Origin of the sequence: Psychrobacter sp. Sarcosine-02u-2 (genome assembly GCF_002836335.1) — a bacterium.
GTDB classification, from domain to species: Bacteria; Pseudomonadota; Gammaproteobacteria; order Pseudomonadales; family Moraxellaceae; genus Psychrobacter; species Psychrobacter faecalis.
In genome coordinates, this window is the sequence record NZ_PJBX01000171.1 from 19,653 (window position 1) to 46,439 (window position 26,787).

Here is a 26,787-nt window from a genome sequence, read left to right on the forward strand (position 1 = left end):
CTAAGAATTATGAACAATTGAGCTAATAAACTAGATACTGTCTGGGCTACGCAAGTTTTTCACCGCAATACGGTCCGCTTGCTTACGGTCACGCTCAGGCGTCATTTGCGGCTGATAAATGCCCTGCTCATTAATATGAATACCCAGCGGACGACGCTCTTTAGTAATCGACTCTTGCAGTAGCATCAAACCTTGAATCAAAGCTTCTGGACGCGGCGGGCAACCAGGCACATAGACATCGACAGGAATGATTTTATCGACGCCTTGCACCACTGAATAGATGTCATACATACCGCCCGAGTTGGCACACGCGCCCATCGAGATGACCCATTTTGGCTCAAGCATTTGCTCATAAAGGCGCTGAATAACCGGTGCCATTTTCACAAAGCAAGTACCAGCGACAATCATTACGTCTGCCTGACGGGGTGAGGCGCGGATAACTTCGGCACCAAAACGTGACAAATCATGAACCGCGGTTAAGGTGGTGGCATATTCGACATAACAGCAAGAGGTACCAAAGTTAAATGGCCACAGTGAGTGCTTGCGCCCCCAGTTTGCTGTTGAATGGACAAGGTCTTCAAGACGACCCATAAAGACGTTTTTATTGACTTCTTCTTCGATAGGGTCATTGACCGTTTGACTGGTCTGTGCAGGATAGATATCTGCATCAGGGTTGGCTTTTGTTAATGTGTATTTCATAACATACAACCTTTATTTTAAGCGCTGCGTGACAAGTATTTATCATCACTAGCGCCATAACTTCTATTATTAATAAATGACCATTTAGGTGTAAACAAGACTGCTATAAGCAATGAACTTAAAGCTAGTCTTGTTGTGCAGCAGTGGCAAAATCCACTGACGTCACATTACCCGTGGTATTAATATGATCGATATTTTGTAAATGGCGACGATTGGTCTCGATATTGTTTGAGACATTAATTTGCCCTGAAGACTGCGCCGGTATCTTGCCTGTTGGGTCAACCATCAGCTCATCAACGCCATCAAACTTGGTGATGTCGGCCAAATTAAAACCGGCTGGCGCCGCATATAGACGCGCTTGTTTACGGCGTTTATCCGCTGGTGCCCAGTTCATCGCGCCCAGACTCAGCTCATATATCAGACCGATGATTAAGATTGTGATAAAGATGGCGGCGGCAGCAAACCCTAACCAGCCGGCTTCGCGCACTGAAACGGCATACGCATAAAGATAAAGCGCTTCTAAATCGAAAATCACAAAGAAAATCGCCACCAAATAGAATTTTGCAGACAAACGAATGCGGGCATTGCCAGCTCCGACAACACCCGCTTCAAATATCTCTTCTTTTTGTGTGCCCTGAGAGCGACCGCCAAGCAAGCGCGGAACGACCAGCATAAAGACAACTAGCCCAATGGCGGCTAAAATAAAAGCAATTGCTGACCAATTAAAAGCAGACATGATAATACGTGCTCCTCACCCAATCGAGTGTCAAGCGCACCGCGAATACTCACGAATAATGGTGGTAATGGCGATAAGCATAACGCAGACGAAAACACAAAGTAGCTGTCGTTGACTCACTTTTGAGTAAATATATTTAAACAACTCAAGGACTGTGATAAACCCATGACTATGATAGCTACTGTGCTGGTAATAACCAATTATCAAGCTTATTGACGACGATGTCAGACATGACCAACTATAGATATTCCGGCATGCACGCGGATAAAAGGCTGGTCGCCCAACGCATCTTTTAACAACGTAAGATCAACGTATTAAATCAATATCGTATTTATTGGCGTACTTAATTGATTTAATAGCTCATACACGTGGTCAACAATGACGTGACAACTGGCATAAATTATTTACGTACTATACGCATATCGGCAATCAAAAGCTAGTTTTTAACTGCATTGAATGGTCATTTTATCTACAAAAAAAATATGTTTTTTTTACCATAAACTATGTTATAGACGTTACCTTATATTACGTGCGAATCTGAATTTTTATGTGGGCGCTGCTATATATAGTGTAAGCTGCGCAAAGCAAACACTTTTTTAACTCAAAACCCGCTGCCAACTCCTCCCCCAAAGACAGGGTTTTTGCTTTATAATAGCCCACCTCATTTTGACGCTTTGGCGTTATTTGAACACACATTTTGTTACCCTTTATTATTGGGTGTACTTTACCGAAAATATCGTCTTTATTAAAAATACCATCCTTATTGACGTTATGATTTTTATTATTATCTTATTATTATCATCTTAATAAAATCAGCGTTTGATTAAAATCATCGTTGTAGCCCAAGCATCGCAGCCTTTTATCATATTTTGCTTAACAACGCCTTTCGTCAACGATGCTACTATCCGTTATCCGTTTTATCTTCTTTTTTGCTTTTGTCTTACAGGTCATTTTATGAGTCAACTTAATCCCAAACAACAAGAAGCCATGCTTTATGTCTCAGGACCTTTATTGGTATTGGCTGGGGCAGGCTCCGGTAAAACCTCGGTGATTACCCGTAAAATCGCTTATCTCATCGAAGAATGCAACATGCCAGCCGAGCGTATCACCGCGGTGACCTTTACCAATAAAGCGGCGCGTGAGATGAAAGCACGGGTCAGTAAATTGCTGCCAAGTGAAAAAACTCGCGGTTTAACGGTATCGACATTTCACCAATTTGGCTTGCAGTTTTTGCGTTACGAGCTGATTCATACGCCGCTTAAAGGTAACTTTTCCATCATGGACAGCGACGACAGTAAACGTCTGCTGATGGAGCTAATGATGCGTGACAATTTAAGCGGCGCTGAAAGCCGCGAGCTGGTCGGCAAAGCAATAAAAATGATTTCTGACTGGAAAAACGATTTGATTGAACCGGATAAGGCAATGGAAACCTTAGACGATCCAGAAGATATGATTTTTGCCACGCTTTATGCCTTATATGAGCGTAACTTGCGCGCTTATAATGCCGTTGATTTTGATGATTTGATTGTACTGCCGACCAAAATCTTACGTGAAAACGCTGAGCTACGCGATAAATGGCAAAACCGTATTCGTTATTTATTGGTTGATGAATATCAAGATACCAATACCGCCCAGTATGAGATGATTAAATATCTGGTCGGACCACAAGGGCGTTTTACCGTCGTGGGTGATGACGACCAATCTATCTATGCATGGCGCGGTGCAAAACCTGAAAATATGGCACTGCTAAAAGAAGATTTCCCCAAATTAAAAATCGTCATGCTTGAGCAAAACTACCGCTCGACCACGCGTATTTTGACCTCTGCCAACGCCGTTATTACCAATAACGAGCATTTATTTGAAAAGAAACTGTGGTCAGATAAAGGTCAAGGAGAAAAAATTCGTATTATTAATTGTCGTAACGATGACGACGAATCTGAGCGTGTGGCAAAAGAAATCGTCACCCATAAACTGCGTTTCGGTAATGAGTGGGAGCAATACGCCGTTCTTTATCGCAGTAACTTTCAGGCGCGCATGCTTGAGGCGCAATTACGCCAATTGCAAGTACCATATAAATTATCAGGCGGTCAGTCGTTCTTTGCCCGTAGCGAAATCAAAGACATCATGGGCTATCTGCGTCTGATTTTAAACCCAGAAGACGACAGCGCATTTTTACGTATTATTAATACGCCTAAGCGCGGCATGGGCCCTGCTACCCTTGAAAAGCTTGGTTTATTTTCGCAAGAGCATAGCATTTCGCTACTCGCCTCTTGCACCCACGCTGGTCTTGCTCATGTGTTACCGTCAAAAGCCTATGGTACCTTAAAAGAGTTTGGCGATTTTATCGAGCATTATACCCGTGAGCTCGATCAGCACCCCGACCCCGTGCCTATCGTCCGTCAAATGATTGATGAAACCGGCTATATCGACTTTGTACGTAGCGACGCCAAAACGCCGCAACAAGAAAAAAATCGTATCGATAATATCGACATGCTTTATACCAGTATTCAGTCATTGATTAATCGCGCTGAAGAAGACGAAGACCGTACGATTGATACCATCATTCGCAAATTGGTGCTCCTTGATATGCTCGAGCAGCAGCAAGAAGAAGAAAATACCAATAAAGTCAACCTCATGACCTTACATGCAGCAAAAGGCTTGGAGTTTGATTTTGTCTATATCATGGGACTTGAGGAAGAAATGCTACCGCACCGCAACTCTATCCTCAGTGAAACCATTGAGGAAGAAAGGCGTTTAATGTACGTGGGTATTACTCGTGCTCGCCGTGAGCTGACGTTGACGCTTGCGACCCAGCGCCGTGCAGGCGGGCAAATGCGCGTCACCTCTGAATCACGCTTTTTAGATGAGCTACCAGAAGATCATATCGACTGGCCAGCCAAAGCGAAAAAGAAAAAAGCCAGCAAAGACCCTGAAAAAGTCGCTGATGAATACTTGGCGAATATTCGGGCGTTACTGGGTAATCGTTAAGCCTAACTCTTAGAAAAGCCGCTTAGACTTATGCTTACCGCTCTTTAAATGGGTGGTAAACTCAATTTTTATATGAATACCTTTTTAAAAACTTGGAAATTTTATGCCCACCTCGACGCCGAATCCTGAACGACCAATGACAAGGCAGGCTGACTATAATCCGGCAGAAGCGAGCGGCGAATATAAGTTATTATATTTGCAAGCATTGGTAGCAGAAAAAGCATATGCGGCGATTACTGAGTTTCTAGAAAAGCAATCAGAATATGAGATTGCCAGCTTACTTGAATCCTTTCCTAGCCAAAATCGCTTATTGATTTGGGCGCAGGTGCCAGAAGACATCAAAGGTGAAGTACTTGCAGAGCTAGAGTTTGATACCCGCCAACCGCTGTTAGAAAACGTCTCCTCAAAAGAGATATCGCTGTTTACCCAAGACCTGGATGCGCAAGATATCTCCGAGATTTTAGATACCGTTACCGAAAGTGTGCGCACCTCGGTGATGGCAACCTTGGATGAAGACATCCGAGTGCAGGTCAATAAGCTCGATACCTATGAAGACTGGGAAGTCGGCAGTTATATGGATCCTGACCTTATTCAGATTCGGGATGATATCACTCTTGCAGAAGTACAAAACTGGCTGCGAGAAAATGCTGATTTACTTGATGATGAAAGCCAAGAGCTGCTGGTCGTCGACCAAAGCCAGCAGCTACTTGGCCTGTTAAGTCTGGCGGACTTGATTAAACACCAGCAAAGCACCTTAGTCGCCGATTTGATTCATAGCGCCATCACTGTCAATGATCGCTTAGATATTCAAGATGCGGCGTCGATTTTCCGCTCAGAAGATATCCGCTTTGCGCCAGTGATTAACAGCCACGGCGAGTTAGTTGGTCAGTTAAACGGCGAAGATATCATGGAAATTATCCAAGATGATGTCGATAGCACTATGAAAAATCTTGCTGGTGTCAGTCAAGATGAAGAGCTGTTTGCGCCTATTTTAACCAGTGCCAAAAGCCGTAGTATTTGGCTTGGCATTAATTTATGTACCGCGCTATTGGCGGCCGCGGTGATTGGCCAGTTTGAAGCGGTGCTAGCGAAGGTTGTGGCACTGGCGATATTGATGCCGGTGGTCGCCAGTATGGGCGGGATTGCAGGCTCGCAAACGCTGACGGTGGTCATTCGCGGGATGGCAATGGGTCAAATCGGTGGGTCGAATCGCCTATGGTTATTAAATAAAGAGCTGTGGGTTGGCGCGATAAACGGTATCATATGGGCGATAATCATGGCGATTATTGCCCAATTGTGGTTTCATGATGTTAAAATCAGCGCCGTCATCGGGCTTGCTATCGCGATTAATATGACCGCCGCCAACGTTTCAGGCATTAGTATTCCGCTCATGCTCAAACGTATGAATATCGACCCTGCGCTGTCCGCCTCGGTTATCTTAACCACCGTGACCGATATTGTCGGCTTTATGTCGTTTTTGGGCTTGGCGAGCGTGTTGATTCTTTAGTCAACCGCCCATGAAAATCTGAAAACTAAAAATTAAAAATCAGCAGCTATTTATAAAAATAGTTGTTGTTAAGCATTTAAAACCTAACCGTTAAAAATGTGATCTATTTCGTTTAAAAAACCATTACATCGTTAAGTGAGTGCGTTATGCAAGCTGTACAAGTTAAAGTTTTAAACCCTAAAATTATTGAAGATAAAGCGTTCTCGCTACCGACGCGCGCCACCGATGGCAGCGCAGGTATTGACTTGCGTGCTTGCATTGATGAACCTTTGACCATTAAAGCTGGGGCGACGCATTTGATTGGCACTGGACTTGCGGTGTATATTCAAGACCCTAATTTTGCGGGTATGATTTTACCACGCTCAGGTCTCGGTCATAAGCATGGTATCGTCTTGGGTAATTTGGTCGGCTTGATTGATGCTGATTATCAAGGTGAGCTGATGGTTAGTATTTGGAATCGCAGTAATGAAGATTTTGTCTTAAACCCAGCAGAACGTATGGCGCAGTATGTGGTTGTACCAGTTGCTCGCCCTGAGTTTGAAGTGGTGACAGAATTTAGCGATACCAGCGCGCGCGGTGCAGGCGGTTTTGGCCATTCTGGTCGTCAGTAGCATTGAATATAAGCATTAAACATCATTGGATTTTCATTTAGCATCAATCGTAGCAATAAAAATAATCAGCGATTTTTCATTCACTATTACCCCATTTATCACGACTATAAGGAGAGTAAGCGATGCCGTCTTTTGCTGCGCAGCACTCCTTATTTCGTGCTTATGATATTCGTGGGTCGCGCCAGCTTTTTACCGATGCCTTTATTCATGCCTTGGGAAATGCGTTTGCGCATCTTTATCAAGTCCAGCCAAGTATTCATAACGAAAATATTGACGAAAATAGTAGCCAAAGCACTAACGAAAAAACCATTGTCGTTGTTGGTCATGATGTGCGTGACGGTAGCGATAGCATGGCGCAAATATTTGCTGATATCTTGTCTCAGCATGGTCTACAAGTCTTTCAACTGGGCTTAGTGACTACGCCGATGATGATTTTTTGGGCGGAGCAATATCAGGGTCATGGCATTATCGTCACTGCCAGCCACTCTGCTAAAGATATTTTAGGGGTGAAATGGTTAGTCAATCATATCTCGCCTAGCAGCGCCGATATTCAAACGTTATATCAACAACTAGCTAGTTATAATTCGCAAAATTCGTCTGTAAAAACCAATGACCAGCCTGTGCGTTATAAACAGCAGCAGTTACCTGCTAAGCAAGTCGCAAGCGCTTATAGCGACGCCATTACGCAAGTTTTTAAGCAAATCTATCAGCCTCTTAATCAAACTGTAGAAGATAATCAACCACCCTCCTCTAAACTTGATTTGGTGGTAGTCATTGATTGTATGCATGGCGCTACCAGCAATATCGCCAAGCCTTTATTTGCACGTTTTTGCGAGCAGGTCATTACACTTAACGATACGCCAAACGGTGATTTTCCTACTGGCAATCCGGACCCGACTGAGCCGCAGCGTCTTAAGCAATTACAGCAAAGCGTACTGCTTCATCAAGCAGATATAGGTATCGCCTTTGATGGTGATGGCGATCGGTTAATGGTGGTTGATAATCGGGGCAAAGTCGTCACGCCCGACCATTTGCTTTACTTATTAGCAAAAATAGCGGTTATTGAGCGTCCACAAATCTTAAAGACTTCGCTAACAAGCGCGCACGTGCTCTTTGATATTAAATGCTGTCATCATCTGCCAAAGCTTATCAGTGAAATTGGCGCCACGCCTGTGCTTAGTAAAACTGGCAGCAGCCTCATGCGCCAACAAATGCAGCAGTCTGACGGTCAAATAATCTTTGCCGGTGAGTTATCTGGGCATTTTATTTTTAATGATAGCCGCTTTATACTTTACGATGACGCCATGTATGCGGCACTACGACTGCTGCATTGGTTGGCAAAACCTCAACGCAACGAGCCAACTCACACAACCAATCTAGCCGGTATTGTTAAAGGCTTACCGGTTATCGTTAGTACTGCGGACCATTATTTACCGCTACCAAAAACCATAGCTAACGACTGCTCTATTGTGCAGCAACTGGCAAGATTTTGTCAGTATTTACAGCAATTGGTTCATGCGACATCGACTGCCATTATTGAGCAACTAGACCCGCAAGCTGTGGTCGCCTGTGCGCCGTCACTTTGTATGTGCTCGCAGCAAAGCCAATCTACTACTTTAGAGCAGGCGCAAACGCTATTGCCAGTGAGCACCAAGCTTAGCTGTATCGATGGCGTGCGCTTAGATTTTGCGCGCGGGTTTGGCGTATTGCGCCAATCAAATACCAGTCAAAATCTGACCGTGCGCTTTGCTGGTGATAGCATCGACGACCTTATCGATATTCAAACGAGATTTGCCGCCTTATGCCGCCCCTTTAACAAGACGCTAGCGATGCAAATCTTGGCTATTGTTGCTGAATAGGTATTATTTAACTGATTTTTTACCATTTATTTTATTAGAAAACGCCAGAGAGAAACAAAAACTTTCAATCAATCCACCGCTTAACCCTATCTTTTAGGAGCTTGTCATGACGCTTAATTTGGATGAAGCCAAAATTACCGCAGAAGTATTAACCACGGCGCTGCCTTATATTCAACGCTTTGTTGATAAGCTCATCGTCGTCAAATACGGCGGCAATGCCATGACCGACCCTGCGCTTGAAAGCTCGTTTGCCCGTGATATCGTGTTATTAAAAACCGTTGGTATGCATCCTGTGGTCGTGCACGGCGGCGGTCCACAAGTCGATAATTTGTTAAAAGAGCTCGGCCGTCAATCTGATCGTATCGACGGCATGCGCGTGACTGACAAAAGCACCATGGATATCGTCGAGATGGTGCTCGGCGGTAGCGTCAATAAATCGATTGTTAGCTTAATCAATAAGCACGGTGGGCGCGCGATTGGTCTGACGGGTAAAGACGCCAATTTAATCCTAGCCAAAAAACTAATGATGGAAAAAATTGGCGCAGATGGTGTAGCGGCACCCGTTGATTTGGGCTTCGTCGGTGATGTGGTCAGCGTTAATAAAGACGTGATTAATATGCTGATTGCCTCTGATTTTATCCCTGTTATCGCCCCGCTTGGGGTCGATTCTGAGGGCAATACGTATAATATCAATGCCGATTTGGTCGCTGGTAAGGTTGCAGAGTTTTTGCAAGCAGAAAAGCTGATGCTACTGACCAACATTAAAGGCGTGTTGGGCCGTGATGGGGAAGTGGTCACTGGACTCACCCCAAAGAAAGTCGATGGTCTTATTGAAGATGGTATTATCTCAGGTGGTATGATTCCTAAGATTCAATGCGCGCTTGACGCAGTACGTAGCGGCGTAAAAAGCGCGGTTATTGTCGATGGTCGTGTGCCACATGCCACGCTGCTCGAGATTTTCACCAACGAAGGCGTCGGCACCTTGATTAGCCGTGATTTAGATTCATCAATGAGCTAGTGAGCTGTGGTAATTTTTAGTATACAAAAGCCCGAGCTTAACATTTAAGTTCGGGCTTTTGTGCTTGTTTAAAAACCTACCTTACGAAAAAGCTTTATCAAACTCAGCTTCATCAAAACCGCATAACAGTATCGGCTGACCATTATTTTTATCTGCCAGCTGACCTTCAACGATCGGACGCTTAATCATACTGGTATTTTCTATCAGCAAATCAATGGCGTTATCCACATCGCTATCGGCCGCTTGTTTTTGCTCATCGGTGAGCTTACGCCAAGTCGTGCCGCGTTTATTCAATACTTTGTCAATGCCTAAACTTTCTATCCAGCGTTGAACACTTTCTTTATCAATGCCTTGCTTTTTATAGTCATGAAAGTCATAGCTAACGCCTAGCTCATCAAGCTTAGTAAAAGCCTTTTTCATGGTGCTACAAGATTTGATGCCGTAAATAGTGATGGTCATAAAAACTCCAAATCAATGATCATTATTTTGGTTATTATACCTAACTGACATCAGCATGTGGTTTATGACGACAAAAACAGTCATAAGCGTATTCACTTTGCAGATTTATCGCCTTTACGGTGAGCAAACACCCCATCATATCGTCGCAATTTTTGCCAAATTACGCTATGCTATGGCATTGTAAAATTTTACCCAATTTATCTGTAACAACCTATTCCGAGCCAACTATGAGCAACGCCGTGACAGCAGAAACTGCTAATACTACCCATACCAATAATACTTCTATCGATAACGCCCAGTATCAGCCGCAACTTATTGAAGCCGCGCAGCAAGCCAAATGGGCAACTGACAAGCGCTTTGAAGTCAGTAACGAGCCAAGTGACAAACCAAGTCGCTATATGCTGTCGATGTTCCCTTACCCAAGCGGTAAGCTGCATATGGGTCACGTGCGTAACTATACCATCTCTGATGTGCTAAGCCGTTATTATCGCCTTAAAGGTTATGAAGTCATGCAGCCAATGGGGTGGGATGGTTTTGGTCTGCCAGCAGAAAACGCGGCAATTGCCAATCAGACGCCGCCTGCTAAATGGACGTTTGCCAATATTGATAGCATGCGCGCACAGCTTAAATTACTTGGCTTATCGATTGATTGGTCACGCGAATTTGCCACTTGTAGCCCTGAGTATTATCAGTGGGAGCAGTGGTTATTTTTACAGTTATACAAAAAAGGCTTGGTTTATAAAAAGCTTGCCACCGTCAACTGGGATCCGGTCGACAATACCGTGTTAGCCAATGAGCAAGTCATTGACGGTAAAGGCTGGCGTAGTGGCGCACCAGTCGAAAAGCGCGATATCCCGATGTATTACTTCAACATCACCGATTATGCCGATGAGCTGCTTGATGATTTAGACCAGTTAGAAGGTCACTGGCCATCAGAAGTACTGACCATGCAGCGCAACTGGATTGGTCGTAGTGCCGGTATGGAAGTCCATTTCCCTTATGAGCTGGCAGGCGAAACCAACACCTTAGATGTGTTCACGACGCGTCCAGATACCTTGATGGGCGTGACTTATGTCGCGGTCGCAGCCGAGCATCCATTGGCACAATATGCTGCTGAACAAGATGAGGCGATTGCCCAGTTTAATGCGCTGTGTAAAAAAGGCTCAGTTGCTGAAGCGGATTTGGCTAAAGCGGAAAAAATTGGCATGGATACTGGTCTGACCGTCACTCATCCTTTAACTGGCGAAGAAGTGCCCGTATGGGTTGCCAACTATGTACTGATGAGCTATGGCTCAGGTGCGGTGATGGCGGTTCCTGCCCACGACGAGCGCGATTACGAGTTTGCGACTAAATACAATTTGCCTATTAAACAAGTGATTGACATTCCTGCTGGCTTTTTAGATCAAGTAGAAGCCGATGCCAAAGCCAATAATACGCAAAGTAACCGCGCTTATACCGAGCGCAATACCTTAGTCAATTCAGGCGAATTTGATGGTATGGACTTCGAGCAAGCGTTTGAAGCCATGCTAGCGAAGCTTGAACCGCAACAGCTTGCCAAGAAAAAAATCCAATACCGTCTGCGCGATTGGGGTGTTTCTCGCCAGCGCTATTGGGGCTGTCCTATCCCCATGGTCAACTGTGAGCATTGCGGTACGGTGCCGGTTGAAGAGCAAGATTTGCCAGTGGTGCTACCAACGGACGTCGTCCCCGACGGTCGCGGTAATCCACTAAAAAATATCCCAGAATTTGTCAATACCACTTGTCCTAAATGTGGCAATCCTGCTGAGCGCGAAACCGATACCTTTGATACCTTTGTCGAATCAAGCTGGTACTATGCGCGCTTTGCCAGTCCGCACGATACAACCAATATGGTCAACAAATCTGCGGCCAATAAATGGTTGCCAGTCGACCAATATATCGGCGGTGTCGAGCATGCGGTGATGCATTTGCTTTATGCGCGATTCTTCCATAAGCTCATGCGCGATGAAAACTTGGTATCAGGCGATGAGCCATTTGCCAATCTGATGACCCAAGGTATGGTACTTGCTGGTACTTTCTACCGCGTAAATAGCGATGGCAGTACCACTTATTACTTCACCGAAGACATCGATATCGACTATAACGAACGCGGTCAGCCGATTAAAGCGACTTTGAAATCTGACGGTCAACCGGTGACCATTGGTAAAATCGAGAAAATGTCGAAGTCAAAAAACAACGGCGTCGACCCACAACTTACCATTGATAAATATGGCGCGGATACCGTTCGTTTATATACGCTATTTACTGCGCCTGCCGACCAAACCCTTGAATGGTCAGATGATGCGCTAAAAGGCCCTTATAACTTTGTTAAAAAAGTTTGGCGCATTGCGACCGAGCACATGCAAGCACTGACTGCTGCCAATTTAACCCTTGAGCAGCTTAATAATGCAGCACTCAATACCGATAACTTAAGCAAAGAAGCCAAAGCCCTACGCCGTAAAACCCATGAAACCATTGGCAAGATTGATAGTGATTTGGGTAAACGCTTGGCACTTAATACGCCAGTTTCTAGCTTAATGGAGCTTGCCAATGAGCTTGCTAACTTTAAAGCAAACGGCGAGCAAGACTTGCAAGTACAGCATGAAGCTTTGATTGATTTATTGATTATCCTCTCGGTATACGCGCCGCACATCGGTGAGCATTTGCTTGAGCAATTAGGTATGGATACCGTTACCCTAGGCTATCCAGAAGTCGATACAAGCGCTCTCGTGCAAGATATGATTACAATGGTGGTGCAGGTGAACGGTAAAATGCGCGGTAAAATGGATGTCGCACCTAATAGCGATCCTGAGCAGCTAAAAGCGCAAGCAAAAGCGCTTGAAGGCGTGGCAAAATTCCTTACAGGCGAGATTAAAAAAGAAATCGTCGTACCGAATAAACTGGTTAATATCGTGGTGGCAGGCTAGATCTTTTAAGGATTAAGTTTTTAAACGCTGCGACTTCAATCATGGCGTTTTCAAACTCTCTTTCTTGGGTCTTCTTATCAAAATAAGGATAGCGATTATGTCGTATAAGCACCGAGCTTTGCAGGCACAGCAAGCAAAATCAGACGGACAAAGCACCATGACTTATAAATCAAGCGCGCAAAAACTGGCAACGATGCTACTGACCGCCTTGCCAATGTTTGCAGTTTTGGGCGCAGGTGCTAGTCTTAGTGGTTGCGGCTTTCAGCTACGCGGCTATGATGCGCCGATGTTGTTTGACGTCAACAAAACCGCGGTGATTATCGAAGACAATCGCACCTCATTTCCATTAAAACTGCCCCTCGTCAGTCGCTTAAAAGCGTTAGGGGTCGAGGTTATTGATAATATGACCTTAGCAGATGTCGCTAACAATAACCAAAAAGCGGGCGCTGAACCTATCGCGGCAATCACCGTGAACAATGTCCGCTTTAAGCGTTACGAGTTAGTTGGCGTCTTAACAGAGATTCGCTTGGTAATGTCAGCTGATGTTAGCTATCAAAGTGTAGAAAATGGCAAACCGATAACACTAACCAACCCTATCCAAGTTGAGCGTAGCTACCAGTATAACGAAGCATCGGTAAGTACCGATGATCAGCAGGGCGATCAAATTCGTGATTGGCTTTACGATAGTTTAGCACGCCGAATTACTGACCAATATGTGGCAATTGCGCTGCCTAAAGTTGCGCCTAATAGCACCAAATCAGCTATGCAAAATGGTAAAGGCTCAGTATCTACTGTTGTTATCGTACCGCAATCTTAATATTGCTATATTTAGTTTTAAAAATTAAGTTTTTAAAAACATCCTTATTAAAACTGCCTATATTTAAACACTTTGATTTAAACGCTTTTCTGTTTAAAGCGTTTAAATATAACCAGCTTTAATCACCTATTCATAACCTTGTGTCATTCTCTCTATGCAAAATACCTTTATACAAGCTTATCCAAAACTGCTACAGCCTTCCGTTGCAGTAGCGGGCTTGTGGTTGGCGCACGGTGATGAGCCGTTACTCAGTCAATGGCTTATCGATGCGCTGCGTCCGCATTGGCGCGCACAGAATTATGCCATTAAGCGTATCGAGCTGGTATCAGTGAAGAGTTGGCAAGAAGTGTTGTCAGAGCTTGGTAGTCAGTCTTTATTCGATGATGCAAGTGCGCTTATCGTAACAGGCAACCATAAACCTGATAAAGCCGTTATTGCCGAGCTTGAACGTTTTGCCATCGATGCGCAGACAGGGGCGCATAGCCATAGCTTGTTATGGCTCACACCAAAGCAAGACAAACGCGCGCAGACCAGCAAATGGTTTGCACCGTTTGCGCAATATGGTCATATTATCGATTGCAATTTGTATAACGAGCAGCAGCGCCAGCAGTTATTGCAGATACAAGCCCAGCAGTTTGGCTTAACCTTATCGCAAGAAGCGTGGCAACTCTTGATGTCACATACCGAACATCATCTGCTTAGTGCCTATCAAACCTTGTGGCGGCTATCGTATTTATTTGCGCCGCAATTGATGGCAGAGGTTGATAGTAAAAATACTAGTCATGAAAACCCTTCTAGCCAGCCTCTGACAAACGTGGCATTAGATATTAATGATTTACAAGCGGCATTGGTCAGTGATGCGCAGTTTAGTGTGTTCGATTTATCCGATGCCATGCTTGCTGGCAATAGCGCCCAAGTTGCCAAAATTATCTTTCAACTTAAAGCCACTGATGAACCAACCACTTTGGTTTTATGGGCAATTAGTAAAGACATGCGCCAGATTATACAACTAATGGATGGACAAGACCCGCAAGCACTTGGCATTTGGCGTAGCAAACAAGGCCTATATCAGCAAGCGTGCCGCCGCCACTCAAAAGCTCAAACGGCCACTTGGCCAGCATTGCTTTATAAATGTGACCAAGCGATTAAGGGTTTGGTGCGCCAACCAGCGTGGGAGTTATTATTACAAGCAGCCCTTGAGCTATCAGGGCAACGTCTGTTTAAAGCCCATTAGACTATCAGGCAAGCAAGCAAAAAAACGTCTTCCTGTCCCGCGTCATCATCTAAAGCATTTATTACTAAACAACTCATCATTTTTTCTTATTTAACCCTCTGTATAGGGTTATTTTTTTGTTTAAAATTTAATAATTATTACCGCTACAATTCTTCCTCTTAACGTTTCGCAAACTAATTGCCATTCCCTTTTGGGCGCCAAGCCTCTACTATAGCTACACTTGATTTAACTGTGATTGGATTGTTGTCATGCGCAAAATGAGCAAAAAGTCTGCTATTAAATGGGGCATTATTGCCCTTGTCATCGTAGCTTTAGGGGCTTTAGCCTACAAAACCTTCAAACCAAAAGACACCACACCCAACTATCTAACGGCGACCGCTGAGATTGGCGATATCGAAAATAACGTCATGGCATCGGGTAAAGTAAAGGCGTTAAATACCGTCGATGTTGGGGCGCAGGTATCTGGTGAAGTAACGCGGCTATTTGTCGACGTCGGCGATGAAGTCAAAAAAGGCGATTTAATTGCGCAGATTGATCAGGTGACCCAAAAGAATAATTTAAGTAATGAGCAAGCGAGCCTCGAGCAAAGTGAAGCGGCGCTACAGAGTGCCCGTGCCGAGTCGCTAAGTCGTCAAGCAAGTCTAAAAAGTGCGCAAGCGGATCTTGCCAGCCGTCAAGCTGAGCTCAGACAAGCGCAAGCAGACTTCTCACGCTTGCAAGGTTTACTGGCTATCGATGCGATATCACAGCAAGATTACGATACGCAAGCGACCAAAGTTGCTACTGCCCAAGCATCAGTCGCCAATGCGCGCGCTGCTATCGATACCGCAAAAGCAGCGATTGCAACAACGGAGGCCAATATCAACAGTCAACAGGCAGCATTACGTAAATCTCAAACCAACGTCAGCACGGCTAAGGAAGATTTAAGCTATACCACCATCCGTGCGCCGATGTCAGGAACAGTGGTATCGGTGACCACTGAGCAAGGGACGACGGTCAACGCCAATCAGACTGCGCCAACCATTGTGACCTTAGCGGATTTATCCACCGTGCGTATCAATGCGCAAATCTCTGAAGCCGACGTCATTAACGTCAAAGCAGGCTTACCCGTTTATTTTAATATTATCGGTAATCCCGACCAAAAATACGACGCAACCCTCAAAGCGATTGAACCAGCTCCTGAGAAAATCAGTGATACCAGCTCGACCGATGCCGCCATCTACTACGTCGGTTATATCGAAGTGCCCAATACCGAGCGCCGCTTTCGTATTGATATGACTGCGCAAGTTTATATCGTCATCAACCAAGCAAAAAACGCGCTACTTATTCCCTCTGCAGCCTTACAGCCTGCCAGTAAATCTCGCAAGTCTGGTAATGCTAAAAAGGGCGCAGCTACTGCTAATACTGCCGCGAGTGTCAATAAGAATTCTCTTTCGGAAAATGACTCTGGTGCAACCACGGCGATGGTACGTGTCCTTAAAGCCGATGGCGAAGTCGTTGAGCAAACGGTCAAAGTCGGTATCAATAACCGGGTTAATGCGGAAATATTAAGCGGTCTAAAAGAAGGTGATGAAGTCATATTAAGCGAGGAAGGTGCTGATAAAGGCAAAGGCGGTAAAGGTGGCAGAGGCGGTCGACCCTTCTAGTATTTAAAGTTTGCTAAGAATATTTAAATAAATCGGCGCCAGCAGTACATCAGCTTTGGCTTTGATAATGACTTAAGATTTGAGATAAGCAGGATAGCAAATGAGTAATCAAGACCCGACGCTTAATGCCACTGATCAGCCTTTGATGGAAGTCAAAGGCTTGATTAGAGAATTTCCAGCTGGCGAGCAGACCATTCGCGTCTTACATGATATCAATTTGACCATCAATCAAGGTGAGATGGTCGCTATCATTGGCCAATCGGGCTCAGGCAAATCGACCTTGATGAATATCTTGGGCTGCTTAGATCAAGCAACGGCGGGCGACTATAAAATATTTGGTCAATCGGTCAGCCGCCTAGATGCCGATGAGTTGGCAAAGTTACGCCGTGAGCACTTTGGTTTTATTTTTCAGCGTTATCATTTATTGGGTGATATCAACGCCCGCGACAACGTTTCTGTCCCAGCAGTCTATGCAGGGATGGATGGGCAAGCGCGCAGCGAACGTGCCGAAAAGCTACTGTCAGACTTAGGACTCGGCGACAAGGTAAATAATCGTCCAAGCCAACTCTCAGGTGGGCAGCAGCAGCGTGTCTCTATCGCAAGGGCGCTAATGAATGGCGGCGATATCATCTTAGCCGATGAGCCAACGGGTGCGCTTGATAGTAAATCGGGCGAAGATGTCGTACAAATCCTCAAAGATTTAAATGCCCAAGGTCATACCATCATCATGGTCACCCACGACCCTAGCCTTGCCGCCCAAGCCGAACGCGTCATCGAAATCAAAGACGGCTATATCATTGCCGACTATAAAAACGACGATTATCAGCATGCAGAACCACAGCCAGCCGCTGTCATAGATAAGCACCGTAAAAGCGCGTTTAGCAGCTTTATCGACCGCTTATTTGAAGCGTTTAAAATGTCTTTGCTAGCCATGCGCGCTCATAAAATGCGCACCTTATTGACGATGTTAGGAATTATCATTGGTATTGCGTCAGTGGTATCAGTCGTCGGTCTTGGTAAAGGCTCACAAGAGCAGATATTGTCCAATATCAGCTCTTTAGGTACCAATACCATCACCGTCACCGATGGCTACCCCTACGGCGACCCTAGGCGGCAGTACAACGATGACAATCTAACCCCGCAAGACGCCCAAGCGGTCGCTGACCAACCTTATGTGGTCAGTGTCAGCCCGCAACTCAATAGCAATATGAACGTCCGCTATCGTAATGTCCAAGAAGCCGCTAGCATTAGCGGTGTTGGTAAAGACTATCTTGATGTCAGCGGTGAAAAATTGGCTCTAGGTCAAGGTTTCGATGAACAAAGTATCCTGCGCCGTACCCAAGATATTATTATCGATGATAATGCCAATAAAACCTTTTTTCCCGACAATGCCAATCCGATTGGCGAAGTTTTACTCATAGGCAGCGTTCCTGGGCGCGTTATTGGCGTCTTAGAGCCAAACGATGGCGGCTTTCGTCGTAGCGTCGATTCGCCCACGCTCTATATGCCCTACACCACCATGATGTCGCGGCTGATAGGCAGCGCTTATATTGAAAGCTTTGTCGCGCTGATTGATAACAATATCTCCTCCGCCGCCGCTGAAGCTGCCATCTCTGAGCTTATGATAGGTCGGCATGGCACCGATGATTTTCGCATACGCAACTCCGACTCGATTCGCCAAACCATTGAAGCGACTACCGCAACGATGACCTTGCTGATATCCTCTATCGCTATTATCTCGTTAATCGTCGGCGGTATTGGTGTCATGAATATCATGCTGGTATCGGTGACCGAGCGCACCAACGAGATTGGCGTACGGATGGCCGTTGGTGCCCGTCAAAGCGATATTATGCAGCAGTTTCTCATTGAAGCCGTTTTGGTCTGTATTTTAGGCGGACTATTGGGGATTGGGCTGGCGTTTGCCATCGGTGAAATCATCAATCGTGTTGGCGGTGACAGCTTTCAAGTCATCTACTCACCAACATCTATTATTGCCGCCTTTATTTGCTCGACGCTGATTGGCGTTGTTTTCGGCTTCTTACCCGCTCGTAACGCTGCCAAATTAGATCCAGTAGAAGCACTGTCTAGAGATTAGAATAGTTTTAGGAATAAAGTTAAAGGATAGCGTTAAAAACAAGGGTGAAAATGGCTCTCAAAACGTAATTATTATAAAATTCTAAGGTCTCTAAAAGTCAGTTAACGCTTAAATTTAAAAAAATAGGATTAATTTACACGGATTTGCACTTTTTTTAGCATTCGGGGTTGTAATTGTCATAATTATATATATAATGTGCTCTCACGTTTAGAGATACAAATAATCTAAACGGGTAAACAAGCTTATTGCCTCTTTTGATATTGGTTAATCCATAAATAAAGAAATTAAGCTTAAGACATTTTTTAGATGTCTGGTTTTAATAAATTTTCCTTTAAGGAAATTTATCTTGCAGAGCTAAAAAAGCATTGCTTTTTTTATACGCTCTTCAGGGCCGATAGCTCAGTTGGTAGAGCAGTTGACTTTTAATCAATTGGTCCCGCGTTCGAGTCGCGGTCGGCCCACCATATTTAGTATGATGCTTATCATGTATGCTACCCTATCCGGTAGTAGCGTAATAAGTTTAAAGACATTGTTTTTGATGTCTAGTTTTAATAAATTTCCCTTTAAGGAAATTTATCTTGCGAAGCTAAAATTGTCATGCAATTTTTTAACGCTTCTCAGGGCCGATAGCTCAGTTGGTAGAGCAGTTGACTTTTAATCAATTGGTCCCGCGTTCGAGTCGCGGTCGGCCCACCATATTTAAGAAAGCCCAATCATTAAATGATTGGGCTTTTTTTTATGCGCTTTTTATTTTGGTGAAGCTTTAGTTTATAGCGTAAACGTTTTTAGCTTTCAACTTTTACGCTTACGGAGGCTAAAGCCATCATCTTGGCGCCAAAGCAATTTATGTTTAATGGTATCTTTGATGGTGCGCCGACGCTTAGGCGCTTGTGCAATTAGACTGTCAAAAGTTGCAGCATCGATACCCAACTCACAGCCATGCGCCATCATGACATTAGACGGTTGTAAGTCTTTTACCTTTTGTAGCGACTGGATATAAACTTTGGGATCATAAATAGGAAATGGCGCGACAAACTTATGGCGCAGCTTGATGATTAAATCGGCGGTATAAACTTGACGACTTGGCAGATGAAATAAGGATAAATCACGATCTGTATGCCCTGGCGTTTCAAACACCTGCCAATCATCAAAATGCGGTACGGTATCGCCATCACTAACGGTCAAATCAGGCTGTAAATGCGCAGGATACCAGAGCCTTTTAAAAGGACTCCCTTGACGCTTGGCCACATAGTGAGCCAAACCCAAATCAATCAAATGCATAACTTGCCCGCCGATGCCGCTATACCACTGCGTTTCTCTAGCAGCCGAGACAATCAAGCAACCAGTCGCTTTTCTAAGCTTATGCGCGCCGCCTGCATGATCTGGATGCATATGGGTAACGACCACTACTTTTAAATCAGTAATAGGACGCTTTAGCGTATCTTTAATATAATCCAACACCAGCGCCACATCAGGGCGACAACCGCCGTCCAATAGCATTAATTTATCTGGATAAACCGCCAGATAGCTACTTTGAATATAGCCATCCAAACGTACGATTTGACATAAACTCATTTATCTTCCTTGACCGCTTATCTTGTCATTCCTATGATTCATTCACAAATGATTTATTAATCTTATTGCTAATACGATGAAAACTTATCCTTTAGTATAACGCCCGTTATACTAAAATAAATGTCTTTGAGTGAACGCTTGTGACTAGAGATAAATCGCTGATAACGCATTGATAGGATATTTAAAACGTTACCCAATAAAAAACCCAGCGCAGCGGCTGAGTTTTTTATTATTAAAAGAGGGAGTTAATAAGCTAAATGTCAATTAGGCCAAGTCGCGTACCTTTGGCTCACGCTCCCACAAACGTGATTTGGCATTTTCAATAAAGCTATCAAGCTCAGCGAGTGGCGTCACAAACGCATCTTTTTCAACGGGTAGTTTGCTTAAGATAAACTCATCGGTCGCGCCGCAATAAGCAATCGCTTTGCAGTGCACATAAGCATCATTGAACCAATCCAATGTTGCGCTGTCTTTAGCCAGCTTCTTCGCTTGGTCAGGCATAATGATACTAACCACCGCATCAAACATGACTGACGGACCACCAGCGACACGCTCATCGGCTTGTATGATAGTGCCATCATCTAAAGTGACTTCTTTATTTGGTGCTACAATCTTAACGCGCGCACCTTCTGCCATAGCCGCCTCTTCGAACTTCTGAATCTCACTATGCTTTGAGCCTTCAGCGACTAAGATACCAATCATACGACCTTTTAGGCTCTTTGGTGTACGACCAATCGTTTGTAGTGGCTCAGAGGTTGGCAAATCTTGTACTGGCGCTGCTGGATCTACGGCCTCTGGCAATTCCATACCGAGCGCATCAGAGACACGCTTAGCCAAGTCTTCATCGATATTGCGCAGATGACCGAGCATACGTGTACGTACATGCGGCGTATCTACTTTACCGAGCTCAAACGCATAGGCAGAAGCGATATGGGCTTGCTCAGCTGACGTCTGGCTACGGTAAAACATACGCGGTTGACTATAATGGTCCGCAAAGCTTTCAGCGCGTACGCGACCTTTAACGCCATCATCTAGCTGCTCGTGGAACGACTCAAAGCCTTTTTTTACGCTTTCACGTGGGCGCTCAGGATCTAAACTTTGTGGATCATACAGAGTACGAGTTTTCGGTATTTGCATTTGCATATGACCGTCTTGCTGATTGTTTGCAAACGGACATTTTGGCGCATTAATCGGAATCTGCGCAAAGTTTGGCGAGCCCAAGCGCGACAGCTGCGTATCTAGATAACTAAATAAGCGACCTTGCAATAATGGGTCATTACTAAAGTCGATGCCCGGTGGCAAATGCGATGGGCAGAAAGCCACTTGCTCAGTCTCGGAAAAGAAGTTATCTGGATAACGGTTCAGTACCATTTTACCTACGATACGCACAGGTACCAACTCTTCTGGAATCAGTTTGGTCGCGTCTAAGTGATCAAATGGGAACTCATTGGCTTCTTCTTCAGTAAATAACTGAACACCGAACTCCCACTCTGGATAATCGCCATTATTGATCGCTTCAAACAAATCACGGCGATTATAATCAGGATCGGCGCCCGAGATTTTGACTGCTTCATCCCAAATCAGCGATTGTACGCCAAGGACTGGTTTCCAATGGAAACGTACAAAGGTGCTCTTGCCATCTTTATTAATAAAACGATAACTGTGAATACCAAAGCCTTCCATCATACCAAAGCTACGTGGTAGCGCGCGATCACTCATCAGCCAAATGACATTGTGCATGGTTTCAGGGCTAAGCGAGACAAAATCCCAAAAGGTATCATGAGCAGAGGCCGCCTGCGGGAAACCGCGATCAGGTTCAGGTTTCACCGCGTGTACCAAATCAGGGAACTTCATCGCATCTTGAATAAAGAAAATCGGCATATTATTACCGACGATATCCCAGTTACCTTCTTCGGTATAGATTTTCACCGCAAAACCGCGCACATCACGCGGCGTATCTTTTGAGCCCTTATTACCCGCTACGGTAGAAAAACGGGTAAATAAAGGCGTCTGCTTACCCGTTTCGGTAAGGATTTTCGCCGTCGTATACTCTTCTAATGATTCGGTCAGCTCAAAATAACCATGGGCGGCACTACCACGCGCATGCACCACACGCTCAGGAATACGCTCATGGTCAAAATGCGTAATTTTTTCGCGTAAAACAAAATCTTCTAATAACGTAGGGCCACGAGTATTGGCTCTAAGCGAGTTTTGATTGTCAGAAATGACAACACCTTGCTGGGTGGTCATCGCTCTTGTATCACCATCGGCACGCTGATGCGTTTCACCGCCATTCCCACGTTCGGTATTCATATTTTTAGCGGGGTCGGTATGATCAATATTCTTCTTCATAAAATATCCTAGCTAATGAGTAAAATGGACTACAGGTAGCCCACCAAATAAGCACCAACACAGTTTTATATCCTTAGAGATAGCTTTGACTTCACATGTCGTTTAATTTTCTGTGTTCAGCGCGATTGTTTCTTGATAGATGAGAATGCTGTTAGACATTAAGTCATGACAGCATCGATAAGCTCATCAATCATATTACTCAAAATCTGCCCTAGGTATGTCACATATATCGTTAAGCGTGTTGATTTTTGGTTACGCATCAGCCAAATCACGTCTGTTTGCAAACACGCTTTTATAGTGAAATGATGATGAGAATAAAGACAAAAAAAGCTGATGAGCAGATATGTATGAAGGATGACTAAACGCTATAAAAAGGACTTTAAGGTTTTGGCGGATAAATATAACTAAGATTATTAAGAAAATAAAAATTAATTTTTAAAATATACTTTTTAAATATTATGGCATACCAGTTTTCTTCTGAAAAACCAATATTTCATTGTTGGCGGGCATCTTATAGCGATTTATTAGCAATAAATGCTGTTTTTCCGCCACTTCTCTGATGTCTTCTAAAGCACGGATACCGCTGTTGCTATCACGCTGCCGAAGACTGTAGTCAAATTGACGATTACTTTCACTGCTATAACGGCCATTTTCGTTAAAGGGTCCATAAATGATGAACTTTCCCTCTAAAGGTAGCATATTACCGACCAACTCAAATAACTTACTGACTAAAGACCACGACATAATATGCAAAGTATTGGCGGTAAATACCGCATCGTAAGGCGCATTGATAGTCTTATTTATCGGTATTGAATCAGACGATACGTCAAAGCTTAGCGGCGCATATAAATTAGGCGCAGGATACGCACCATGCCAAGCATTAATAATCGCATGATTGGCAAACACATCACTGGTCTGCCAGTGTAAATGCGTCAAACGTGGCGCAAAATAGACACTATGCTGCCCCGTCCCTGAACCGACTTCTAAGACATGAGTAGCGTCTTGCAGCTCTTGCTGTAAAACATCTAAAATCGGCTGCTGATTATTTTCACACGCTTGAGAAAATGGTAGATTAGAAACTATATTACCTAAGTTATCCTTAACCATAAAAACACCTTATTAATAAATGCCCGCTTCTACCCCAGCTGCCAGTGTCATCGCTAGCTCTTCGACTTGCTCAGTAAAATTTTTTTGCCAATCACCTTGCAAAATCAGCGCCTCTTGAATCCATGACCAACGCAGTCCTGTGGTAATGGTTTTGAGCGCAAGCTTAGTACCTGTCCCATCATGCCCAGCTCGAATATATACCGCAAAAGGCATGCCTTGCTTCTTCTCTAACACAGGGTAATAACAACGATCAAAGAAGTCTTTGGTCAACCCTGCCATATATGCTAGATTTTCAGTCGTTCCTAATAATAGTGCGTCAGCTGCCAATACATCTTCAGGCTGGGTATCTTGTGGTGGCTTCAATATGACATTAATGTCTAACTCAGGATGATTGGCACTATCATAAGCCGCTTGTGCTAGTTTTTTGGTATTAGGTGAAGGCGCATGCGCAACGATAAGTAAGGTTTTGCTAGCCATCTCAACCATCCTTATAAAGGTCACTGGTTTTTGGAATTAACAATTCTTGTAATCAATAACTCTTAGAGTTAATAGCTCTTAGAATGAATAGTTACTTTTTGAATGATATCAGGATGAATACTTTTCGCAACCGGACAAGTCAGCGCAGTGTTATAGAATATTTTTTGCGTCTTATCATCTAGCTGTTTATTAAAGGTGATAGCAACATGCACTTCACTGACTCGTCTTGGGTCAGCTGCCATCACTTTGAGCACTTCAGCCGTAGTGCCTGCAATATCGAGATCCATATCACGAGCTTTAATACCGATAATCGTCAGCATACAACTGGCTAAGCTCGTCGCCAATAAATCAGTCGGTGAAAACGTCTCGCCCTTACCTTGATTGTCAGTCGGTGCATCGGTAATGATTTCATTATTTGATTGCAAGTGAATAGCATTAGTGCGCAGGTCGCCTTGGTAGGTTACTTTTGAGGTTGTCATAAGGTTCTCTTTGATAGTGATCGTTATTAAATTATCATTTTTGAAAATTTTTTAGATGACTTACTGTTAGACCATAAGTACTAAGGTTGAAAGCTCTTAAGACAAGACTTTATATACGGAATTTGTCTCAGAAAGGCAAAAAATATTTGCTTATAATTTGTAGCAAAGCAAAAATCGGCACACATTCGTTAATGTGTGTTGAAGAATTTATTATATTACTAATTCGACTTTCTTCGCGTAGATCATTCCTTGAGTGGTAGTGATAGGCATTTTATCCGGTGTACAAAATAAGTCCATTCGATCAATGTTATTTGACAGTACAAACTCGCTACCTAGATCTTTAATAATCGGCTTAGATGATAACTCTTTAACTTCCTTACAACGCTCAGCAATTAAGTTTGTAACATTGTGAATTAATCTAAATAAATCAAAACCAAGCTCATAAACTTCACCGTCAAGCTTTAAAGATGGTTTATTGCAGCACATCTCCATATTATTCAGAATATCTCTGTTGTACGAATAGGCTTCAGAAATTGAAACCATTTCTTTTGAAATATACTTTAACTTTTTCTTATACAGCCTATTAGTTTCAGGAACCATAGCATTATCAATAAAAGACTTTACGCTCTTTGCAAAAGTTTCAAGTGGAATGATCAAGTGTTGAACACGATCAAAATGGACATTTTTCTCAATCGAAACAAGCATTCTAACTTCATTCACATCACCAACATGATGAAAATAGTTTCTAACGATTCTTAATAATTTAAAATCAGGAAAATCTTTGATATTAACATCAAACAAATCCTTGAGCTTATCAGCCGTCGAATGAAGGTTATTCAAATACGTAAATAAGCTATTCACCTCATGTTTACCAATGGTATCAAGACTCAATAATGCACGGTGACTCTCAAAATATCTATCTATAAACGTATGGTTCATCGTGAAATCTCAATTACAACATAAAGTTTTTTTAGGGGTTAAAACATCGTGATTTAAATTAGACACAAAGTAGCAAAAGCCAATTCTAATTACCATTTTAAAATATTATTTAATTTTCCTTAAAGTCTCTAGCTAGCATAGTAGATGCAATAGAGGGTTCAATTGCGTCTTTACCAGAAAAATTTTTAGCAGTCTCAAAGCCTTCTTTACGATACTGGGCAAGCATATCGCTATACGTATATATTCGACTAGTATCTATACGAAGCCTTAAAGCTGTCCCCTTATACTTACATTCGATGTCTCGCTTTGACTTACTATCCAAAAAGATACTTTTATCATTGCTTACTATAAAGAAATCGCCACCATTTCTACAAATCCTACTTGTCATGTAAAGACCAAATCCAGAGTTTTGCCACTCATCATCTCTTCGCTTTTTGACACCTTTGTACATTTTACCGGATACTCCTGGTAACATAGCGAGGTGTAGAGCCTCTCTCTCGTCCTTGATCTTTAAATACGGGTTAGTAGATAACCCTTTCATAATTCCATTACCAGTATCTAGGATAGCGAGTTCAACTAGGTTTTTAGTTGGCCAATATTGTGCACAATACTCAATTACTTCAGAATCAGAATGCTCAACAATATTTCTAATTATCTCTCTAATAGAAAAAGTAAGAGTATCAACCAAATCACCATTTTCTTGACGAGTTAATATTCTTGCAATTCTTTCCGATTTAGCTTCAATTATATTTCCAACATGATCATATGAGTCAGCAGCTTCTCTTTGTAATTCTGCAACCTTCAATATTGTTAAAGGAAGATAAGTGCTACTGCCAGAAGCCTGACCAGGCTCATTTCCCCAATTGAGTCCAAAAGCTCTAAAGAAACCCATATGTGCAGCGTATGTATTGTCTTGATGATTCAAAGCTACAAATTCACTTTCTGACTTAGTTTTTCTAAATCTTTTTAATTCATTGGCAACATACGCCATCGTAAATGGTTCAATGAATTTCAAGTTAACAAAATTGAACGCATATTTATCTGAATGCTCTAAATCCCACAAGCGATTGCAGAAATTTAATGCATTGGTAAGAGATAAATTTTGAGGTATTTTTACTTCAATCATACTCATCCTCAAAGAAAAACATAACAATTTATCATTCCGGAAATCTAGTAACAGTATCCTGATTAATAATATAGTAATCAAAAAAATATCATACACTACTATACACTTGTTAATAGCC

20 protein-coding genes and 2 tRNA genes are annotated in these 26,787 nt (G+C 43.4%); 12 read left to right on the plus strand and 10 right to left on the minus strand.

Annotated elements, in window-relative coordinates; genetic code table 11:
• Window positions 1–30: 30 nt before the first annotated feature.
• Together CXF58_RS09985 and ndhC are read right to left on the minus strand one after the other, a co-directional pair.
• The gene (locus tag CXF58_RS09985; RefSeq protein WP_102077399.1) at window positions 31–699 is read right to left on the minus strand and encodes a NuoB/complex I 20 kDa subunit family protein; all 669 of its coding nucleotides are present in this window, start codon (window positions 697–699) and stop codon (window positions 31–33) included.
• 124 nt (window positions 700–823) lie between these two features.
• Complete coding sequence (ndhC, locus tag CXF58_RS09990) at window positions 824–1,435, minus strand: NADH-quinone oxidoreductase subunit A (RefSeq protein ID WP_102077400.1); 612 nt, start codon at window positions 1,433–1,435, stop codon at window positions 824–826.
• A 954-nt stretch (window positions 1,436–2,389) separates the two neighbouring features.
• On the opposite strand from ndhC, the gene CXF58_RS09995 reads away from it, so the two are divergent.
• The 5 genes from CXF58_RS09995 (at window position 2,390) to argB (ending at window position 9,418) form a co-directional block, all read left to right on the plus strand.
• The gene (locus tag CXF58_RS09995; protein WP_068406542.1) at window positions 2,390–4,423 is read left to right on the plus strand and encodes a UvrD-helicase domain-containing protein; all 2,034 of its coding nucleotides are present in this window, start codon (window positions 2,390–2,392) and stop codon (window positions 4,421–4,423) included.
• Between the two features lie 103 nt (window positions 4,424–4,526).
• Window positions 4,527–5,930, plus strand: coding sequence for a magnesium transporter (mgtE, locus tag CXF58_RS10000; protein ID WP_102077401.1), 1,404 nt, complete (start codon window positions 4,527–4,529; stop codon window positions 5,928–5,930).
• A 146-nt stretch (window positions 5,931–6,076) separates the two neighbouring features.
• Window positions 6,077–6,541: a dUTP diphosphatase gene (gene dut, locus CXF58_RS10005; RefSeq protein ID WP_102077402.1), complete on the plus strand. Its 465-nt coding sequence runs from the start codon at window positions 6,077–6,079 to the stop codon at window positions 6,539–6,541.
• A gap of 122 nt (window positions 6,542–6,663) precedes the next feature.
• Complete coding sequence (locus CXF58_RS10010; protein ID WP_102077403.1) at window positions 6,664–8,400, plus strand: phosphohexomutase domain-containing protein; 1,737 nt, start codon at window positions 6,664–6,666, stop codon at window positions 8,398–8,400.
• 106 nt (window positions 8,401–8,506) lie between these two features.
• Entirely contained in the window at window positions 8,507–9,418 is a 912-nt protein-coding gene (gene argB, locus CXF58_RS10015; protein WP_102077404.1) for an acetylglutamate kinase, read from the plus strand.
• Between the two features lie 81 nt (window positions 9,419–9,499).
• On the opposite strand, the gene CXF58_RS10020 is transcribed toward argB, so the two are convergent.
• Complete coding sequence (locus CXF58_RS10020) at window positions 9,500–9,877, minus strand: arsenate reductase (protein ID WP_102077405.1); 378 nt, start codon at window positions 9,875–9,877, stop codon at window positions 9,500–9,502.
• Between the two features lie 227 nt (window positions 9,878–10,104).
• Between CXF58_RS10020 and leuS the strand changes: the two genes are divergently transcribed.
• The 7 genes from leuS to CXF58_RS10055 all read left to right on the plus strand — a co-directional run bounded on the left by leuS (window position 10,105) and on the right by CXF58_RS10055 (window position 19,310).
• Entirely contained in the window at window positions 10,105–12,822 is a 2,718-nt protein-coding gene (gene leuS, locus CXF58_RS10025) for a leucine--tRNA ligase (protein WP_416375578.1), read from the plus strand.
• Window positions 12,823–12,919: 97 nt separating this feature from the next.
• Complete coding sequence (locus CXF58_RS10030; protein WP_228706598.1) at window positions 12,920–13,639, plus strand: LPS-assembly lipoprotein LptE; 720 nt, start codon at window positions 12,920–12,922, stop codon at window positions 13,637–13,639.
• Window positions 13,640–13,793: 154 nt separating this feature from the next.
• Window positions 13,794–14,873 (plus strand): DNA polymerase III subunit delta, encoded by a 1,080-nt coding sequence (locus CXF58_RS10035; RefSeq protein ID WP_102077407.1) that lies wholly within the window; start codon window positions 13,794–13,796, stop codon window positions 14,871–14,873.
• A 248-nt stretch (window positions 14,874–15,121) separates the two neighbouring features.
• Entirely contained in the window at window positions 15,122–16,519 is a 1,398-nt protein-coding gene (locus CXF58_RS10040) for a permuted SH3 domain-containing protein (protein ID WP_102077408.1), read from the plus strand.
• A gap of 100 nt (window positions 16,520–16,619) precedes the next feature.
• Window positions 16,620–18,614, plus strand: coding sequence for a MacB family efflux pump subunit (locus CXF58_RS10045; RefSeq protein ID WP_102077409.1), 1,995 nt, complete (start codon window positions 16,620–16,622; stop codon window positions 18,612–18,614).
• 388 nt (window positions 18,615–19,002) lie between these two features.
• Window positions 19,003–19,078, plus strand: a tRNA-Lys gene (locus CXF58_RS10050).
• Window positions 19,079–19,234: 156 nt separating this feature from the next.
• Window positions 19,235–19,310 (plus strand) — tRNA-Lys (locus CXF58_RS10055).
• A gap of 96 nt (window positions 19,311–19,406) precedes the next feature.
• Here the strand turns inward: CXF58_RS10055 and CXF58_RS10060 are convergent.
• From CXF58_RS10060 to CXF58_RS10090, 7 genes are all read right to left on the minus strand, one after another.
• Window positions 19,407–20,189 carry an MBL fold metallo-hydrolase gene (locus CXF58_RS10060; RefSeq protein ID WP_102077410.1) on the minus strand — a complete coding sequence of 261 codons (783 nt, stop codon included), beginning with the start codon at window positions 20,187–20,189 and terminating at the stop codon, window positions 19,407–19,409.
• A 264-nt stretch (window positions 20,190–20,453) separates the two neighbouring features.
• Window positions 20,454–22,541 (minus strand): catalase, encoded by a 2,088-nt coding sequence (locus CXF58_RS10065; protein WP_102077411.1) that lies wholly within the window; start codon window positions 22,539–22,541, stop codon window positions 20,454–20,456.
• Window positions 22,542–22,997: 456 nt separating this feature from the next.
• On the minus strand, window positions 22,998–23,648 hold the full coding sequence (locus tag CXF58_RS10070) for a DUF938 domain-containing protein (RefSeq protein ID WP_102077412.1): 651 nt from the start codon (window positions 23,646–23,648) through the stop codon (window positions 22,998–23,000).
• A gap of 12 nt (window positions 23,649–23,660) precedes the next feature.
• The gene (locus tag CXF58_RS10075; protein WP_102077413.1) at window positions 23,661–24,125 is read right to left on the minus strand and encodes a flavodoxin family protein; all 465 of its coding nucleotides are present in this window, start codon (window positions 24,123–24,125) and stop codon (window positions 23,661–23,663) included.
• Between the two features lie 68 nt (window positions 24,126–24,193).
• Window positions 24,194–24,604 (minus strand): OsmC family protein, encoded by a 411-nt coding sequence (locus CXF58_RS10080; protein WP_102077414.1) that lies wholly within the window; start codon window positions 24,602–24,604, stop codon window positions 24,194–24,196.
• Between the two features lie 210 nt (window positions 24,605–24,814).
• The gene (locus CXF58_RS10085) at window positions 24,815–25,543 is read right to left on the minus strand and encodes a hypothetical protein (RefSeq protein WP_102077415.1); all 729 of its coding nucleotides are present in this window, start codon (window positions 25,541–25,543) and stop codon (window positions 24,815–24,817) included.
• A gap of 109 nt (window positions 25,544–25,652) precedes the next feature.
• On the minus strand, window positions 25,653–26,669 hold the full coding sequence (locus CXF58_RS10090; RefSeq protein WP_228706599.1) for a hypothetical protein: 1,017 nt from the start codon (window positions 26,667–26,669) through the stop codon (window positions 25,653–25,655).
• Between the last annotated feature and the right edge of the window lie 118 nt (window positions 26,670–26,787).

What these genes read in the sequence shown, in the direction of transcription:
- mgtE (WP_102077401.1), top strand. Translation starts at nt 4,527, where the DNA reads ATGCCCACCTCGACGCCGAATCCTGAACGACCAATGACAAGGCAGGCT.
- CXF58_RS10070 (WP_102077412.1), bottom strand. Translation starts at nt 23,648, where the DNA reads ATGGTTAAGGATAACTTAGGTAATATAGTTTCTAATCTACCATTTTCT.
- CXF58_RS10020 (WP_102077405.1), bottom strand. Translation starts at nt 9,877, where the DNA reads ATGACCATCACTATTTACGGCATCAAATCTTGTAGCACCATGAAAAAG.
- CXF58_RS10060 (WP_102077410.1), bottom strand. Translation starts at nt 20,189, where the DNA reads ATGAGTTTATGTCAAATCGTACGTTTGGATGGCTATATTCAAAGTAGC.
- argB (WP_102077404.1), top strand. Translation starts at nt 8,507, where the DNA reads ATGACGCTTAATTTGGATGAAGCCAAAATTACCGCAGAAGTATTAACC.
- CXF58_RS10030 (WP_228706598.1), top strand. Translation starts at nt 12,920, where the DNA reads ATGTCGTATAAGCACCGAGCTTTGCAGGCACAGCAAGCAAAATCAGAC.
- CXF58_RS09985 (WP_102077399.1), bottom strand. Translation starts at nt 699, where the DNA reads ATGAAATACACATTAACAAAAGCCAACCCTGATGCAGATATCTATCCT.
- CXF58_RS10080 (WP_102077414.1), bottom strand. Translation starts at nt 24,604, where the DNA reads ATGACAACCTCAAAAGTAACCTACCAAGGCGACCTGCGCACTAATGCT.
- CXF58_RS10010 (WP_102077403.1), top strand. Translation starts at nt 6,664, where the DNA reads ATGCCGTCTTTTGCTGCGCAGCACTCCTTATTTCGTGCTTATGATATT.
- leuS (WP_416375578.1), top strand. Translation starts at nt 10,105, where the DNA reads ATGAGCAACGCCGTGACAGCAGAAACTGCTAATACTACCCATACCAAT.
- CXF58_RS10065 (WP_102077411.1), bottom strand. Translation starts at nt 22,541, where the DNA reads ATGAAGAAGAATATTGATCATACCGACCCCGCTAAAAATATGAATACC.
- dut (WP_102077402.1), top strand. Translation starts at nt 6,077, where the DNA reads ATGCAAGCTGTACAAGTTAAAGTTTTAAACCCTAAAATTATTGAAGAT.
- ndhC (WP_102077400.1), bottom strand. Translation starts at nt 1,435, where the DNA reads ATGTCTGCTTTTAATTGGTCAGCAATTGCTTTTATTTTAGCCGCCATT.
- CXF58_RS10045 (WP_102077409.1), top strand. Translation starts at nt 16,620, where the DNA reads ATGAGTAATCAAGACCCGACGCTTAATGCCACTGATCAGCCTTTGATG.
- CXF58_RS10040 (WP_102077408.1), top strand. Translation starts at nt 15,122, where the DNA reads ATGCGCAAAATGAGCAAAAAGTCTGCTATTAAATGGGGCATTATTGCC.
- CXF58_RS09995 (WP_068406542.1), top strand. Translation starts at nt 2,390, where the DNA reads ATGAGTCAACTTAATCCCAAACAACAAGAAGCCATGCTTTATGTCTCA.
- CXF58_RS10075 (WP_102077413.1), bottom strand. Translation starts at nt 24,125, where the DNA reads ATGGCTAGCAAAACCTTACTTATCGTTGCGCATGCGCCTTCACCTAAT.
- CXF58_RS10090 (WP_228706599.1), bottom strand. Translation starts at nt 26,669, where the DNA reads ATGATTGAAGTAAAAATACCTCAAAATTTATCTCTTACCAATGCATTA.
- CXF58_RS10035 (WP_102077407.1), top strand. Translation starts at nt 13,794, where the DNA reads ATGCAAAATACCTTTATACAAGCTTATCCAAAACTGCTACAGCCTTCC.
- CXF58_RS10085 (WP_102077415.1), bottom strand. Translation starts at nt 25,543, where the DNA reads ATGAACCATACGTTTATAGATAGATATTTTGAGAGTCACCGTGCATTA.